The organism is Planotetraspora phitsanulokensis, assembly GCF_016863295.1.
Classification (GTDB): Bacteria; Actinomycetota; Actinomycetes; order Streptosporangiales; family Streptosporangiaceae; genus Planotetraspora; species Planotetraspora phitsanulokensis.
Genome location: NZ_BOOP01000008.1, coordinates 14596 through 31810 on the forward strand (window position 1 = coordinate 14596; position 17215 = coordinate 31810).

Below are 17215 nucleotides of genomic sequence, written 5' to 3' on the forward strand. Positions count from 1 at the left end.
GCGGCCGGTCGCGGACCCGCGTTCTCAGGGCCAATTCAGTTGACAACAGCGAGACATGGACAGAGGCAGCGGCCCAGGCGGTGGCAGACCTAGATCAATGTTCGGTAGCACGCGCTGTACGTCCTATCGGTCTGAACAGTCACTAGATGGAATGCCGTGATCTGGTAGATCCTGGGCCAGCAGGTCACGGGATGCCGGATGAGGAAGCGAGCTGCGGCTGCACCGCGCGCACGGCATCATGCGGTCGTCCGCTGGGTGCCCACCTGCCACGCTTCGCCGCTAAGTCACCATCTTTGCTGATGCGGGACAATGTGACGGGATTGTGATGAGGCAGACCTACGATCTATCCCATTCAGGGACGGGCTGCGGGGACTTACCAAAGGGCTGATAGTGAACGCCTCACACAAGAATGATCTTGCGAAGTTCGCGGTGCTTGGGATTTTTATTTCCCTGCCCATCGCCGTGAGCCTTGTAGGTGCCCAAATATGGTTAAGCAGGAGTTCCTCAGGTCTACCGACACCATCCGTGACGGTTACTGTCACGACATCTCATGAGCCGGCCAAATTTCTACCGTCTGACGCTATGTCGGCAACACCGACACCCGCGTCAAAGGCTTCCCCGGTAAGGAAGCCCAAGCCTCGCCCTGAGGGCACAGTTGAGTTGGTGGAATGGCACGATCAAGTTGCCGATAGCAAGTGTGTCAAAGTTCAGACGTTCTATGAAAATCGTTCAAATACGGCAATTAAGATGATCGCTCAGACTTTCCTGACTGACTACACACCCAAGCATCGAGCCGGGCAATATCCTGACAGCAAGAACGGCCCGATCAAGACTCTGACTCAGAACGTGGGAATTCCTCCGTTCGAGACCCGAGAGGTTACGTGGGATGTCTGCGCACCGGAGCTCGCAAAGCTTATGAATCCTCCATCAGCCGATGGTACGGACGGGTATATGTCCGAAGTCGGTGCGGCCCCTCAAGGGTTCAAATGGAGATGGTTTTCACGCTGATCAATGATTCAGTGGATGATCTATGGCCCGATGTCGAAGTGGCATTGTGCCCAGTATGAGGTTGCCACGTTGAAGAACGGCCTCCCGAATGTCTGCGCGTCTGCGGTCGTCCAGGCATGCAGTGAGCGCAAGTCGTGGCAACATTAGCCATCGCGGCCGGCACTTGTCGGTCTCCGCCGCTGTAATCGCGCAAGATCGCCTTCATTGGCGTATCTGCTGGCCGGATTGATCAGCTGATCGGCCCATCGATGGGCCGATCAGGTCTCGATTGCAGGGATCAAATGTGTTAGGAAGTTGCGGGTAGCCGGGTCGACCGCGTAAATAATCGTGCCGCGCATCCCGCGAGTGAGTAGCACTTTGTAGACGTTGCGAGCGAGCTTGTCGAAATCGACATCCGGTACCGCCTTCTTACTCCTGAAGGCGGGATCCTTGTTCTCAGAGCGAACCGTGACGAGGGAACCGTTCCGGGCTACGAGGTCGGGGCCGATGATGACGCCGGACCAGTCGTACTCGAAACCTTGGGCGGTGTAGATGCATCCGACCTGTCCGAAGCCGCTTGGTTCGGTTGCCCACAGCATGCTGGGCGGGGCGTCGCCGACGGCTCGGTCCCTCTTGACGTTCCACGGTCGTGACCAGTCGCCGATGACGACGTCGTCCACAAGGGAGTCGTCAGTACGCGGGTCGCTCCACGGCCAGCAGAACCCCGCGGTCATGCGCGCGGTGCCGGGCTTGGCGTGGAGGGCGGCCTCGAGTTCCTGCGGGGAGTGCGCAATTCGTACCTCGAAGTCCTCGTCGCCGTCCCATGCCACAGGGTCTCCGCTGTTCAGGCCGAGCAGGCGCAGGACCCATTGCTCGTACTTGCGGCTGCCGCCGCAGCGGAATTGTTCGTCCAGGGAGACACGGTTGACCGTGTAGCCCCGCGACTGCGCGTACTCCTCGATGGTTTGCACGGCGCCGATCTCACCAGGCCGTACGACCTGGTGCTCGTCGAGCAGGAAGACCGGCACCCTGGCGGCGGCCATCAACTCGTCGAGTTGTGGGCGGCCGATGCGTTTCGCCGCCGGCGTGAAGCGGTTGGTCGAGGTTTCACGGATGCGGTGCGCTTCATCGCAAATCAAGACGTCCAGGCTGTTTTGCTCGGCGTCGGTGAAGCTGTTGAAGTACATGAAGAGGTTCTTGATTCGCGTGCTGCCCCGGCCGGGATAGCGTCGCATGGTTTGGGTGAACGACTGCGAGCCGGTCGCGTGCAGTGCTGTCCTCCCCTGTCGGTAGAGCTCACCCAGTAGGGAGAGGGCGATTACGCTCTTGCCGCTTCCGGGGCCGCCGGTGACGATGACGACCTGTTTGAAGTCGGCTCGGCGTGCCTTGTCGACGGCGCGCATGACCAGTTCGTAGGCGACCTGCTGTTCGTCGAGGAGGGTGAACTGCTCCCGGTCGCGAATCTCATTGGCGGCGTACTCCATGAGCTGCTTGCTCGGCGCTACCGGGCTGCTTAGGAGCCGGTCGGCGACTTCGGCGCCCGGCTTGTCGGCCAGTCGCTCGCGTAGGTACTTGTGGAAGTCACCGCGCCGCTGCTTGGTGAACAGCCTGCTCCGTTCGTCCTGGACCTGGTCGTGAAGACCGTCTACGTCGAGGTCCATGGCATTGTGCAAGTAAGCGGCGCCGTGGACGGCTTGCGGCCGATCCTTGAGCACGCCGAGGAAGTCACACATGTACTCGCAGTAGCGCCGGACCTGCTCGGCAGGGTTGAGCATCTCTCCACCCGGCATGCCGTCCACGATTACCAGGTGCTCGCCTTGGTCGGACGGCTCTGCGCGGCTCCACTGCTTAAGCTCTACGACGACGTAGGAGTCCTCGCCGGTACGCGGGTGCACGCCTGCTAGCACCACGTCGGCGCGCTTGCTGGTCAATGGAAGCTTGTACTCGACCAGCATCTCGACTTTGCTGAGCCCCGCATCGGCCAGGTCTCTGGCGAGTGCGGGAAGGCTCCGTTCCCATGACTTGGCTTCGGAGGGGGAGGGGCCGCGGCCAGTTGTCATCCGCAGGTGCTCGCTGATTTGCTCGGCAAGCGCCGCTTCGTTGGGCGAGGCAATGAGGCTCTCCACGGACAGCCGTAATGCCGTCACAGGCTTCCCCCAGGCAGCACGAGGTAACTCGTGCGGGTGGGGGCGTATCCGCTCCGGCGTTAGCCGTACAAGCGCGGAAGCCCGTCGGGCCGCATCACATGGTCATCATGAGGTTAGTGGAGGCGCTTTCCTAGCTGAACCGCGATAGAGATCAGGATCGTAACGACGCTCGTTCTCGTCCAGTTTGGCGTTGGCGGCCTCGATGAGGTCCACGTCAAGCAGATCGGCAAGGCGGACGAGGTAGAGGCTCACGTCGGCAAGCTCGGACCGTACGCGGTCGAAGGTTGCAGGCTCCAGATGCTTTGACTGTTCTGGCGTCAGCCACTGAAACTCAGCCACCAGCTCGCCGACTTCGCCGGCAAGGGCCATCACCAGGTTCTTCGGCGTATGGAACTGTCCCCAATTCCGAGCACTCGCGAAGTCCTGCAGCCGTACGGCCAGCTGATTCAGGTCGGTCGTCACCTCTGTAACCGTACTGCTTTGGGCACCAGGCAGCGTCTCGACTCGGCCACCTGGTCCGCTGCACCCTCACGCAGTAGGAGAGCGGTCGTTGTGTCGACCCCTCACATGGTCTGACCTGCGCAGACATCGGATTCTGCTTGCGTTCGCTACGTGATGATCCCGCATATGCCCCGTGTTTGTATGGTCGACCACTTCGTCACGCTGCACTAAACCTCAACCAGCCGGGAGAAGCTCTGCAGGAGACTCGGATGGCAGCCGAGCGCTACCCGGACGGCGCCCGGCCCTGGCTTTGGCCCACCCGGAAGAGCAGGTCTGTCCGCCATATCCCTAGCTCCCCCTCCGCCAAAATCACGTTTAGCGGGCGCGCAGGAACGCATTGAGGTCATTCATCGGGCGGGCCTCCCGTGACGCAGACTCCGCAAGGTGTCCAGCCAGCTGCTTCGGCGAGCTCGGCTGTTGCGAACCGGTGAACGTCGTGTTGTTCGTAGCCTTGTACCTCTCCGCTGAGCCGGCCCGCACGAAGCCCCGAGCAGTCCTCTCTCACGTGATAGCGGTCACCGGCGCCGGTAGCGACGAACTCGATCATGGCCGCTACTCCTCTCGTTTTCCAGTTGCCGACACGGTGATGGACTCGCACGCTGGCCGCGCACACTCCAGGATCGCCGACTTCCCGGAATCAGCGGCGCGTTCTCCGCGTAATCTGACGTACCTCGAAAGAGGTTCGGGGCATCGGGACTCTTCGTCTGTCCCGGTGGAGATCGCCGCATCATGTCCACTAGGCATCGTCAACGATCCAGCCCTTACCAAGGCAGGCCAATAACTGCTTGAGGCCAGAAGGCGATTGCTTCCAGTTTGGATGAATCGCCCTCGACCTGGCATAACCAACCGATGGCGTTGCGAACCTGCCTCACGATGCCCTGATCAGATCGCTGGACAAAATAGAGGATCTTCCTAACCCTCGATGTCAGGCTCTGGATAAAACACACCAGTGGTGGTGAACCGATCGGCGAGGACCCAAGCCTGACGACGGCTGTAGTCTCCGTGGACCTATGGACGGCCATGGTCAGTGACAAGTGACAGGCCGGCCAGAGTCATGCGATTCATGCACGATGCTGCAGACACCATGCTGGCTCACTGACCGAACCCAGTGAGCGCTGAGGTCCGATACCGAGCGATCAAGATCCAAGGCATGCCCCGATACCTCTTCGCTGCCATTGGTATAGACATTCTGCACAGTGATGTCATACTCGATCATGTCCTGAACTTCCCGATGTTGCTGGCGAGACGGCTTTGAGTATGTGGCTGGAGCGAAAGAAAGTCCCAGAACCCGACAGCGCTGACGCCCACTTCGCAATTTCGCAATTCAGTGCATGGATAATGAACGCCGACACAAAAGCAGGCGTACTCGCAGCCGCACTCGCCATATTGATCAACGGGCTTCTCGGTCAAAAGATTGCCATAACCGCGCTGTTGCCACCAAGGAATGTGGCGGCATGGCTGCCGTTAACTGCATTGACAGGTTCGGCGATCTGCATCATTGCTGCGAGCATGCATCTTATTTTGGCGGTGCGACCAAAGATCAGGCAGGATGAGTTCAGTCGCTATTCATGGCCTTCTGTATCTAAATCCACTATATCGCAACTCGTGTCGCGTGGGACTGATACAGATCGGGAGGAAGCGTGGAAAACAGCACATACACTAGCGTCGATTGCCGAGATTAAGTTTCGTCGACTCAGAGTGGCATTCATATGGTGGCTAATTGCCGCGCTGCTACTACTGCTGGGTATCGCCAGCCTCCCCTGATAAATAGTAGGGCAATCCCCTTGACGAGAGGCCGCGCATTTGGGTATCTCATGATAGGTCAACAGTGCCGCGTCGGGGGGATTGCAAGCAAATGTACGATTTTGGAGATGAGTATCAGATGGCGGAGGACGCGAGCGCTGTCGTCATATTTGTGGATGTTAGAGGTTTCACCAAGTGGGCAGAGGCGAATGAGGTCTTCATAAACCTCGATAACTTCATCGGCGGATTCCTCGGGATATTGAGACGCCGGTTCGCCGAAGAGTCGTATCACTTAAAGCCATTGGGTGACGGTGCTCTATTGCTTCGAGAGCTCCCGGTAGCTCAGAGCAATCGAGAGATGACCGCCCTCTTGGCGAGGATCCTTCTGACAATAGCTCGCGTGGAAAAAGAATTCAACAGACACTGTACCGACTTTGCCAATCGTGTTGGACATTCCTCTGAATTGCGGCTTGGCTGGGGCATCGTGAGAGGAAAGGTTCTGCGCGTGGGCGATGATTGGGCGGGGCATAATCTAAACAAGTGCTCGCGCCTTTGCGGCGAGGCCAGGCCCTTCGGGATAGTCATTGATCGCGATGACTTCCCTGAACTTCCGCGAGATGCGCGCGGTTTAGTTGAACAGGTGAGGAAGCTTCGGGGAATCGGAGATACTCCGGTCTGGGTTACCGCCGAAATAGCCTCGCAATTCGTGCCGCGGGAGAGGCTTCGAGAGACCCCCGAAGTTCATATCGCGGGGACTTGTTTTACGGAAGACAAAGATCAAAAAATTAGGCTGCTATTGGCTAGGCGATCCTTGGATCGTGAGCTATTCCCAGGGAAGCTCGAAGGCTGCGGCGGACAGCTACGCTATTCCGAAACGTTCGCTGACGGCCTCAAGCGGCATTTTAGATCGGAAATGAACATAGATGTGGAGGTACTCGAAGATCTTCATTGTCTATATGAGATCAGAGAACCGGGTTCACCCATAATACCTGGGATTCGGTTTCTGTGTAAGAAAGTCGGAGATAACTCTCCTTACTCATCGAATCACTCCTCGCTGATCTGGGTGCAGGAGAGTGAATTTAGAACCATGCCTTCGCAGAGTTTCGTGGGCAATCTCAAGCAAGAACTTATCGATCTACTCGATCGCTACCGACGAAGTGCGCATTGAGTCGAACGTTGACCGTGCCTCGTCACACCGCTAAGAAGTCCAAACAGCGTTGGAGTTTGGCCAGTCGGCCTGAAGGTCGGTAAGCGCCATGTGTGAACTGATACGGATCGCCCGAGTGCTGACCCTGCATGCCGGGATTCCCGGCATGGCTACTCACCCCGTCGCCGCAGCGCTATACGAGTGGTATCGCAAGCTCGGCCCGTACGCCCCCCAAGGTTTCTGCGTCCAGAGTGCGGGACTCTTCCGGCGTCAGCCACTGGAACTCTGCCACTAGTTCGCCGACCTCGCCGGCGAGGGCCATCGCCAGGTTCTTGGGCGTATGGAACTGTTCCCAGTCACGGGCACGTGCGAAGCCTTGCAGCCGCATGGCTAGCTGATCCAGCTCGGTCGTCATCTTCGCAACCATAGCTTTGAGGGCTTGATGGAAATCCGGTATATCTGCGCCTGTTGAGCGACGACCCGGGAAGCGCTCGATCGTGCACAGGAGGCTCTGGACATGTTTGTCACGGCTGCCGCATCCCGGCTCCGCTGTGCGTGAAGAGACGGTCCAGTCATGGCCGGCGGCTGTGTTGGCCAACGCTACGGCGAATGGCAAGTCAGCGACGGCCGCTACTGCCGGAGGGCTCCATGACCCCACTCGCCACCACGACAGACCAGCTGGCCGAAGCCTTGGCGCCGACCGCCCCGGCCTCGTCATAGTGACAACACTCGCCGACCCCACATGATCGGCTGGAGTTACACCACTCAGTGGGACGCGACCTACCGAGAGCTCTGCTGCCTTGGTGTGTACGGCTGAGCAGGATGGGCGAGGTTGTATTGATACACCACGTGCTCAGGGATCGCCTTGCCAGGTCCGAACTCGTACCGTTGCTTGCGTGCCCACTGCACAACATCCTTGTACTGAGGACCGCCGGATCGGAAGGAGCCATCTGCGGCGTCCGTGGCCGACGCCCTCCATCCCGCTAAAGTCGCTGCTTCCTCGATGAGCTGTACCCGCCTCCGTGTCCTGCCCGGGAGGCCTAGCTCGCTCAGGACGTTGTCGATGAGGTCGTCGTACGTCAAGGCGCGTCCGTCTCCCCAAAGCCAGCGGATCACCGCCATGAGCTCATCTGACTCATATGCGGTGATCGGCCGGCTACCCGATCGGAGGAAAAGTGGGCGCTCAGGCTTCTTCGTGGGGCTGGCCTTCGCTGTTGGCAATTCCCGCCGTGCGTCTCCTTGGGGAGAGCTGCGAATTCCTCGCCCCGAGATCATCCGTGCCGCGCCATCATGATCTTGAATCGAGTGCGTCATGCGAAAGACGTTGGAGCCCCAGGCGAACTGGAGATCGGCCATCGATACATCAACGCGTCCAGCGGTCCGGGAAACCACGTCCCCGGGAGCTTCGACCATGAGCGTTGCTTCGTCAGAAGCCAGACTTGCCCGAACACCGCGTCGTGCAAGCGCGTCAGCAAGACTCCTGAGGTAAGAACGAGCCCTGTCATCCGAGGTACGCCTGCCATGTGTTCCAGTGTTGGACGGCAGGTCTGTGGAGCCACCGTCACGCTGCTGTGCTGCTCGCACGATGTCCTTGACACGGTGTATGGCCCATGTGGATGCGTGTGCAGAAAGCTTTAATTCACTGGTTATGTCCCTGACGAGATCGTTCTCCGACCGTCTCCGTCCGTCGCTTTTGATCCACAGGGCTAAAGCAATGAGTTCGTTATCGGTGTAAGTGGCGATCGCGCGACCCAGGGGGATGGGGCAGACGCCCCGGGAGTCCTTTTTATGATTTCCGGATGAATGAGAAACGGCCGCCGTGCCGTTCGTCGCATAATGACCTGACTCAGAGGAGTTGTCGTTACTTCTCCTGAATGCCCCGCCTTCAGGGTCTTTGATCGTATGCGTGTCACCGCCGTCCCAGGCGGACATGCTGCTGTTGATCGAGGCTTCTATCCACCCATCAGTGCTTATGGCGATTCGCGGCGGTTCGGGAGTAGACGCTTGTCTTTCGTGCACGCGCAGGCCGAGTGTAGGATCCGCGCGAGTGGTCTGTGCGGATTCATTGGGGGTCGCTTGCCCAGTGTTCCGGGACAGTGAGTTTGCGCCACTGTCTGGAGCCGTCTTTTGGGTAGCTCTATCGTCTTGTGCGGTAGCGCGTGATGCCGCAGCGTCAGTCCTTGTAGCTTCCTTTGGAAGGAGTCGTTCGGATTCGCTGCGAAGAGAGATGAGGCTTTCCTCGCTGATCTTCTTGGCTGCGCCGTAGTGGTCTGCAACGGGGTGCGAGTCCCGTGAGATACGAACGCCCCACACGTATCTGGCGCTGCTGGTCAATACTCTTACCTGACCAGCTGTGCGCTCGACGACGGCTGCCGGTCCATTGACAGCCAGAACCAGGTTCTCGGGTTCCAGAGCTACATCGATGCCCAGTTGACTGAGTGCGCCGGCCAGTTCGACCAGGCGAGCGAGGGCTTCACTGTCTGTATGCACGTGTCGGGAAGTGGCACTGCCGGCAGGGGTCGTGGGCGTAGAAGATCGATGGACCCCACGAGGCTGGACAGGGTTAGACCCACGGCCTGATCGAGCTATCGCATAGGCGGCTCCTTCGGTGTCCTTGATGGGATGAGTGGAACGGAATCGACCTGCGCCCCATACGAAGCGGCCGTTCGCGACCGAAGCCTCGATCCGACCTGCGGTCGCAATGATGGCCTTAGAGGGTTTGCTGACTGTCAAGGCCGGTTCGTCAATGCTGGACGTTAAGGATGTTGAAACGCCGCGCCTAGTGAGAGCAGCCGCCAGCGCCTGTAGATACGAGCGAGCTTCCTGCTGTCGGCCACTCCCTCGGACGAGCTTGCCGTCGGTGGTAGTCGGGATAGAGGAATTGGTCCGCGCGACTCTTGCCTTGGATGCGACCATCTTCTTTCTCGCCGTAGGCTTGCCTAGGGGTTTCACCTTTGGCGTTGCCTCAGGTTGCGGCGTCCTCCGGGCAGCTTGCCGACCAGCAATCTGGCGGAGTTGAGTCAAGGCCTTTCCCTCGAGCTGACGGATCCGCTCTCTCGTGACGCCGACGCGATTGCCGATCTGCTCCAAGGTCCACTCTTCACCGTCGAGCAGCCCGAAGCGGAGAGCCAAGACCTCAATTGATCTTTTCTCTGGAAGCAGCTTGAGTAGCCGATAAAGCTCACGCGCGTCCATCTCCCTGTGCACCTGGTCCTCGAAGGGGGGAAGATGGTCGGTCGGCGCAAGAAAATCACCAAGCGATGCATCCTCTCCCACAATTACGTCGAGGGAAGCGGTCACCTTACTGAGCTTCAGCGCCTCCATCACCTTCGACGGGGACAGGTCCAAAACGAGCGCTATCTCTGCAGGGCCAGAGGGAAGTCCGCGCTCGAAAAGCGACCGTTGCGCCTGCCTCACGCTGTTGCAGGTTTCGTGCATATGCACAGGAATTCTGATCAGTGAACCGAAATCTGCGATGCTTCTGGATAGGGACTGCCTCACCCACCATGTGGCATAGGTGGAGAACTTGTAACCCTTCGACGCGTCGAACTTTCGGACTGCACGCATGATCCCCAGAACCCCGTACTGAACGAGGTCCTCATATTCCATCCCTTCGGGGAGCGGCAGCTTGGTAGCTATGCTGTGAACCAAGCCGAGATTGTGAACAACCATGCACTCCCAGGCCATTTTGGATGGCGATCCAGGTTCCAGCGTGTTCGGAAAGTCCTCCGGCAGATCCACATCGAGTGCTCGCCCGTCCCTGATCAGATGAGCAAGTCCCAATTCTTCTTCCGCGGTTAAGATCCGCTTCCACGGCCGATCCGTGTACCGATCATCCTCGATCACTCTGACGGCGGCGGCGACGGCGTCGGAGAGCTCAACTGAGGTGACGGTCCGAGCTTTGCCCTCAAGACGATCAGTTGCCTTCGGGGCACCCTCCTGCCTGGCGGTCGCCGCCCGCGTACCCGCGGTGGTCGGCCGATGGTTGGCCACCCGGGCGTTGCCGGCACTCGGCTCATGCCGCCGCTCCGATTCAAGTCCGCCAGGTATCGCCAATCCGAACGAAGGAGCGAATTCCAGAAGTAGCCTGGCCTCGGGCTCGCTCAGTTGGGCCGCGTCAATGACCCGCTTCCACCCGGCCTCGCTCATTACCGCACCGTGTGCGAATCGCAGTGCAAGACGCAAAGCGCCGTCGACGCGCATGTTGCCGGTGCTGCGCAGGGGTGCAACAGAGTCAGCGTCGGTCGCATCAAAGGACGGGATGAACATGGAACGTACTTTGTCACTCTGCACCGACAGAATCACTAGCCGACATTGCCAAATGTGGAATACGTTGCGATCGCTGCCATCTCTGGTATATCTGGCGATTCCGGGCGCGACTGCGCCGCCTTCGACCTGGATTGAGCGTGAGAGCAATGACGGTGGGGGCAGCCGGCGACCCGACGGCTCTACGGGCGTCGTTCGTCGATTACCTGAGGCAGCAACTGGTCGGTCCCGTAGGTGGAGATCGTGAGGTGCTCACCGACCCACCCGACCGGCGCTATCTGATGGGAACGCTCTATCCACGCGAAGCGGCCTTCCAGGATGTCGCCACTTTGGACGGCGAGTCCCCGGACGAACAGACCGACTCTGACGACGGCGGAGATGAGGGACAGGCCGCGCAGGATCCGGTGTCGGATGCCGGCGCTTGGCTGCCTTCATCCCTCGGGCTGTCGTTCTTCACCGACGCTACGGACATCAGGATCCGCTGTTGGGGCGGCACTTACAGCATGGCCAGGCTAAACGATCGGCGTCAGTGGACGCGCGACCCGCTCAGAGTGGAGGAGCACAGGCTCCCGGACGATTCCTTGTCCGTGTTCTCCGGTCGTGGCGAGGTCCGCGTTCGGCGACGTCCATACGGGCGTGGTCACCTCATCACCGTCGCCTTGGTCAACTCACATGTTTCGTCGAATAACAGTCGGGACTGGGCCCACATGTTGTTCCAGGTTGGCTTGGAGGTCCGCGCTGAGGACGGGCAGGTTCTCGAGTACCCGAGTGTTCGTCTGAGCAGCCAGGACGAGGAGGAGCAGGAGCTACGTCTCCAGTACAGGCACGCGAAGACGTACTCGATCGGGCACGGCTGCGCCACAAAGATTGTCTCGGGGGACGAGAGCGGTAGCGTCACCGCGATCGCGACTGAGGTGATGCCCGAGGAATCCGTGGCTTCAGTACGAGCTTCAGGACCACAAGATCTTGCAGTTCTGTCTCTCGCCAAGCTCTCCGACCCCGCGCTCGGGCCGACGGAGTTGGCGGACTCGCTCAGTGACTTCGTGCGGGGTTATCGTTCCTGGTTCGAAGGCCAGGTTGCCGCGGCAGCCGGACTGGAATCCTGGGGGCGAGCTCCCGCGCAGCGGATTTTGGAACGTATCGACCGGGCGATTCGGCGCATGGAGAGGGGCATCGTTTGCCTCGTCGATGACCAGGAGTCGAAGGCCTTCGAAGCCTTCCGCTTGGCCAACCGTGCAATGGCTCTCCAGATGCGCAGATCCGAAGCCGACCTCGGTGGTGCAAGGCGCAGGCGGGGTGAAGCGGTGGCGCAGGTGGCCGAGCCGAATCTTCGCGACTACAGATGGCGTCCGTTTCAGCTCGCCTACTTCCTCATGGTCGTGGAAGGCCTGGTGAGAGAGGACCATCCTGACCGTGAGGTAGTCGATCTCATCTGGTTTCCGACCGGCGGCGGCAAAACTGAGGCGTACCTGTTCGTGGCTGCTTTCGAGATCATCCTGCGACGGCTCAGCCATGGTGAAGCAGGTGGTGGGACCACCGTCATCAGTAGGTACACGCTGAGCCTCCTGACCACTCAGCAGTTCCAGCGGGCGGCCAGCATCATCTGCGCCTTGGAGTACCTGCGCCGCGGCTTGGATACCGCCTTCTCACCTGCGCTCGGCGAAGAACCGATCACGATAGGTCTGTGGGTCGGTGAGGCTACGACTCCGAACAAGTACTCGGGCGACTCGGGCGCCGAGGAAGCCCTCCAGCAGCTTCTCGGCATGAGCAAACCCGATGACCGTTTCCTGCTGGAACGCTGCCCATGGTGCGGAACCGAAATTGTGCCGCGCAGCAAGTCCCAGAGGAGCGACTACGGCATCAAGGCGACATCGTCATCGTTCAGGTTCCACTGTACGAATGATGGCTGCGCGTTCTCGGAGGTACTTCCAGTCTCGGTCGTCGACGACCACCTGTACGAGTTCCCGCCAACCTTCTTGCTCGGAACCGTCGACAAGTTTGCCCGCCTTGCCTGGGAGCGCCGAGCCGGAGCGTTGTTCAGCAGTAATGGACGACGCCGACCCTCGTTGATTATCCAGGACGAGTTGCATCTGCTCTCGGGCCCGCTAGGTACCACAGTCGGTCTCTACGAAGCTGCCATATCGGAACTTTGCGCATGGGACGGCATCCGGCCGAAGATCATTGCTTCTACCGCCACCATCCGACGGGCCGGCGATCAGGTTCGCGGTCTGTACGGGCGGCCGGTTCAGCTCTTCCCGCCTGCCGGCCTAGACGCGAGGTATTCCTATTTCTCGGAACCTGATCCAACTCGAGCCGGACGCCTGTATCTCGGGGTCATGGCTCAGGGACACACCAACTCCACCGCCATAGTTCACACCACGGCAGCGATGGCGCAGGCCCCCGTCGAGACCTCCGACGACCCCCTGTTTCAGGATGCCTACTGGACCCTGGTCGCCTACCACCACAGCCTCCGTGAGCTGGGCCGGACCGTAACACTTGCTCGTGACGACGTCGGTGCCCGCCTGAAGTACCTGGGCGCGCTCAATGACAAGGTGCGTTCCTGGAGCGAGGAGAAGGTGGAGGAGCTTACTGCCAACTTGTCCCGTGCTGAACAACCCCGACTTCTCGAACGCCTGGAGATTTCACATCCGGAGGAAGGGGCGGTCTCGTTCCTGGCCTCGACGAACATGTTGTCCGTGGGCATCGATGTGAGGCGGCTCTCGTTGATGCTGATGATGGGTCAGCCGAAGACCACCTCCGAATACATCCAGGCCACAAGCCGCGTCGGCCGTCACAGGGTTCCCGGGCTCGTGGTGACGATGCTCCGTCCCACCAAGCCCAGGGACCGGTCGCACTACGAGGCCTTCGGCGTATACCACCAGTCGCTGTACCGGCACGTCGAGCCGACCAGTGTCACGCCCTGGTCGCTGGCATCCAGACAACGGGCCCTCCACGGCTGCCTCGTGATCCTGTTCAGGCACGGCCTTGGCCTGTCCGCCGACGACCAGGCTGGGGAGGTCCTGCATCGCAGCGACGACCTCGAAAGGATCAAGAAGCAACTCCTTGCCCACGTGGGAACCGCAGATCCTCATGAGCTGGCGGCCACCGAGCGCGACCTGAATCGGCTGATCACTGAGTGGATCGACTTGGCTCAGATCGCTGAGAGATCGAACAAAAAACTTAGATACACGTTCCAAGGCAGGGCTCAGAAGAACTTGATCAAGCAGTTCGGAAGGGGCGACGGCCTCTGGGAAACGCTCAATTCCATGAGAAATGTGGACAACGAGGCGCTGGTCAAGGTCAGAGGAGAAGAGTGATGGCCCTTCGTCGACGGGTCCGGCAGTCCCAGACAATCTTCCCGTTTGGAGTTGGCGGGATCTTCGACCAGCGAGGTGAGTCGTTCACCGCTGTCGACATCCGACACTGGCCTCAGCAAGCCAAGAAGATCCTTTTTCCGAGGCTCGCGAAGAAGCTCAACGTAGATCATTTCCGCGGGGCCCCGGTAGCACCTTCCGGCCGCGCTGATCCGCCGAGCGACTGGCCGAGGGTGCCCTACTTCCGGTTCCCCGCATGGCTCTTTTGCGATCACTGCCGCCGCATGTACCGATGGAGTCCTGAGAAGGAAGAGCAGGACCAAGCGCCGATCTGCCCGCGCTGTGCTCCGGTCTCGAAGCTGGTTCCGATGCGATTCATCCAGATCTGCTCTCGCAGTCACATGTCGGATGTTGACTGGTCGTGGTGGGCGCATTCCACCCTGTCGGTCGATGATCGCGACCAGTGTCCTGACAATATGCGGCTCAAGTTCACCACCTCAAAGGAGACGAGCGGGCTCGATTCTCTCCGGGTGTCGTGCATCAACTGTCCAGCAAGCCGGAGTCTGCACGGAGTTGGCGGCGACGAGATCGTCAAGAAGCTGGGACTGACCTGTCGTGGTCGCCAGCCCTGGCAGCCCATCAGTGAGGCTGACGAGTGTCAGGAACAGCCCCAGATCGTTCAGCGAGGGGCTGCGAACGTCTACTTCCCCGTGATCTACGGCGCAATTGACATTCCTGCCTTGGCCGTACCTTCTGACGTGGAAGAGGGTGAGGAGTCTGTTCGGGTCAAGTCACACAACACTTGGACGCTCTTCCTTACTGCACCAGCCGCGACCAGGCACCTGTTCAGACAGATCATTTCCGTAGACTGTGGAGTCCCCGAGGAGTTCGTAGAGCACCTGGCTACCTTCCCGGGAGATGCAGATGAGGCCGGCTCCGAATCCGCGGTCGCCCAGAGCATCGATCTCGATTTCGACGAATGGCGAGTCTTTACCACGCCCGCCGACGAGCGACCGACGACCAAGAACTTTGTCACACGAGACACCACACTGTCCGCGGGAATTTCTCAGGCAGTCGGCTCCTTCGGCCTGAGTTCGAGAATTACGGGCATCGTCCTCGCTGACCGGATCCGAGAAGTCCGAGCACTGACTGGCTTCTCCCGCCACTCCCCTGGTATCAACGTCATCCCGGCCCACATGAAGTCCACCCGGCCCAAATGGTTCCCGGGTGTCGAGACTTTCGGCGAAGGGATCTTCCTAGCCTTCGACGAGCAGCAACTCAGTGAGTGGGAAGCGTCATACCAGGTGAAAAACCACGTAGAGGCGCATGAGGCGGATCTTTCCAGGTCCTTTCAGCAGGACCTACTTCGCGATCGATCAGGTACGCCCATGCTGCCGAGGTATCCCCTTCTCCATACCTTCGCCCACCTGCTGATCAGGCAGTTGTCCTTCGAGTCGGGCTACAACACCGCCTCTCTCCGAGAACGCGTCTACGCACGTGTTCCCATGGGAGTGACGGCCGCGCCAATGGGCGGAATTCTCATCTACACCGCAGCCGGAGACGCGGAGGGTACGCTGGGCGGCCTCGTCCGTCAGGGAACACCTTCCTTCCTGACCGAGACGCTCGTCCGTGCCCTCGAAGCCAGTGCCTGGTGCTCGAACGATCCGCTCTGTTCGGAGAACTCCGGTCAGGGACTTGGGAACCTCAACCGAGCCGCCTGCCACGCCTGCGCCCTCCTGCCAGAAACGAGCTGCGAGGCTGGCAACGCGCTGTTGGACAGGACTCTTGTCACTGGCAACGGGATCGTTCAAGGATTCTTCGAACCAGTTCTCAACGCTGCACGCGCCGATTCAGCAACGGAGGCAGGCAGTTGAGACTGCCCTCGATTCTGGACCTATCCGAGGAGCAGGAGTTCGTAACGAACCTGCCCGCCGTCGGGAGATTTCTGATCAGCGGCCCGGCTGGTTCCGGAAAGACCATCATGGCCCTCTACCGCACATGGTCCCTGGTCATGCAAGGGCGAAGGCCTGTTCTCATGACATATTCACGCCCGCTGAAAGGTTACTGCGCACAAGCCGCACGACGCCTTGGTCTTGAATCAACGGTGATGACATTCCACGAGTGGTTTTCGAACTACTGGAAGAGGAGATTCAACCAAAATCCACCAGTCCAGGATGACAGGTACAGCTTCAACTGGAATGCGATCCTTCTTCGACTGGGGCAGGCGGACCGCACCGAGATCGAGATCGAGGACCTCGTCGTTGACGAAGGGCAGGATCTCCCGCGTGAGTTCTATCTGGTCTCAACACTGATCGCCGAGAACGTTACGGTGTTCGCTGACGAGAACCAGCGGATCACGGACACCCAGAGCACCCTTGAAGAGATCAGATCCTTTCTCGGCCCAGGTACCCTCCACCGCGCCGTTGGTCTGAATGCGCGGAACACCGTCGAGATCGCGCGATTCGCCGGCCTGTTTGCAGATGAAGCCCTTCCTGTGCCCACGCGGCGGGGACAGCCTCCTGAGCTGCACTGGTATTCAAGGATGAGGGAAGTCATCGATCGGATCGTCCGGTACACCAAGGAGAACCCTGGCCACGAAGTGGCGATCACCGCGCAGCACCAACAAACCATCCTCAGCCTGTGGACAGAGCTGGACAGGCAGCGGGTGTCGTCGGCGCAGATCTATGTTCGTCGCGGCACCATCCGCAGAGATATCGACTTCGGTAAGCGGGGCACCAAGATCCTCACGGCTAGGTCCATGAAGGGACTCGAATTCGACGCGGTGTTCGTCACTGACCTTGAGACGTACTCGACGGACGCGACCGACCACGCCACGCGCATGCAGATGTACGTCCTCGCCACCCGTGCCCGCGAGCGGCTACATCTGATGTACCGCGGTTCTGCTGAGCCTCCGATCGTGGCGCAGATCCCAGACAATGTCCTTCTTCGCAGTCCATGAGGGGTCAGCAGGTTGCGTCAGACGGTCGGTGCGCCGCATCCGCGGCGGCAAACGGTGCGCCGGGTGGTCGCGATGTCGACCATGGCGTCGGACGGAACGGTGCGCAGCTGTGGGGGATGGGTATCGCCATCACGACTGGGCCCGGTCGTAA

The 17215-nt window shown here is 60.0% G+C and carries 9 protein-coding genes and 1 pseudogene; 5 read left to right on the forward strand and 5 right to left on the reverse strand.

The window, feature by feature from the left end:
• Window positions 1–1265: 1265 nt before the first annotated feature.
• The 3 genes from Pph01_RS09980 to Pph01_RS09990 form a co-directional block, all read right to left on the reverse strand.
• Complete coding sequence (locus Pph01_RS09980; RefSeq protein WP_239116562.1) at window positions 1266–3113, reverse strand: DNA/RNA helicase domain-containing protein; 1848 nt, start codon at window positions 3111–3113, stop codon at window positions 1266–1268.
• 126 nt (window positions 3114–3239) lie between these two features.
• Complete coding sequence (locus Pph01_RS09985) at window positions 3240–3596, reverse strand: nucleotide pyrophosphohydrolase (protein WP_204072739.1); 357 nt, start codon at window positions 3594–3596, stop codon at window positions 3240–3242.
• Between the two features lie 382 nt (window positions 3597–3978).
• A complete protein-coding gene (locus Pph01_RS09990) occupies window positions 3979–4182 on the reverse strand; it encodes a hypothetical protein (RefSeq protein ID WP_204072740.1) in 204 nt (67 codons plus the stop codon).
• A gap of 710 nt (window positions 4183–4892) precedes the next feature.
• On the opposite strand from Pph01_RS09990, the gene Pph01_RS09995 reads away from it, so the two are divergent.
• Both Pph01_RS09995 and Pph01_RS10000 read left to right on the forward strand, forming a co-directional pair.
• Window positions 4893–5399 (forward strand): Pycsar system effector family protein, encoded by a 507-nt coding sequence (locus Pph01_RS09995; protein ID WP_204072741.1) that lies wholly within the window; start codon window positions 4893–4895, stop codon window positions 5397–5399.
• 118 nt (window positions 5400–5517) lie between these two features.
• Entirely contained in the window at window positions 5518–6546 is a 1029-nt protein-coding gene (locus tag Pph01_RS10000; RefSeq protein ID WP_204072742.1) for an NUDIX domain-containing protein, read from the forward strand.
• A gap of 187 nt (window positions 6547–6733) precedes the next feature.
• On the opposite strand, the pseudogene Pph01_RS10005 reads toward Pph01_RS10000, so the two are convergent.
• Both Pph01_RS10005 and Pph01_RS10010 read right to left on the reverse strand, forming a co-directional pair.
• Window positions 6734–6940: pseudogene (locus Pph01_RS10005) on the reverse strand (nucleoside triphosphate pyrophosphohydrolase family protein); the annotation flags it as partial.
• 365 nt (window positions 6941–7305) lie between these two features.
• Window positions 7306–10794, reverse strand: a complete 3489-nt coding sequence (locus tag Pph01_RS10010; RefSeq protein ID WP_204072743.1) for a sigma-70 family RNA polymerase sigma factor — start codon at window positions 10792–10794, stop codon at window positions 7306–7308.
• A 146-nt stretch (window positions 10795–10940) separates the two neighbouring features.
• Here Pph01_RS10010 and Pph01_RS10015 point away from each other — a divergent pair, with 146 nt between their 5' ends.
• Genes Pph01_RS10015 through Pph01_RS10025 form a run of 3 tightly spaced genes read left to right on the forward strand, consistent with a single transcriptional unit; the run spans window position 10941 to window position 17064 of the window.
• The gene (locus tag Pph01_RS10015) at window positions 10941–14108 is read left to right on the forward strand and encodes a helicase-related protein (protein ID WP_204072744.1); all 3168 of its coding nucleotides are present in this window, start codon (window positions 10941–10943) and stop codon (window positions 14106–14108) included.
• Window positions 14108–15979: an MrfA Zn-binding domain-containing protein gene (drmB, locus tag Pph01_RS10020; RefSeq protein ID WP_204072745.1), complete on the forward strand. Its 1872-nt coding sequence runs from the start codon at window positions 14108–14110 to the stop codon at window positions 15977–15979. The genes Pph01_RS10015 and drmB overlap by 1 nt, the downstream gene beginning before the upstream one ends.
• Window positions 15976–17064, forward strand: a complete 1089-nt coding sequence (locus tag Pph01_RS10025; protein ID WP_204072746.1) for an ATP-binding domain-containing protein — start codon at window positions 15976–15978, stop codon at window positions 17062–17064. The genes drmB and Pph01_RS10025 overlap by 4 nt, the downstream gene beginning before the upstream one ends.
• The last annotated feature ends 151 nt before the right edge of the window (window positions 17065–17215 follow it).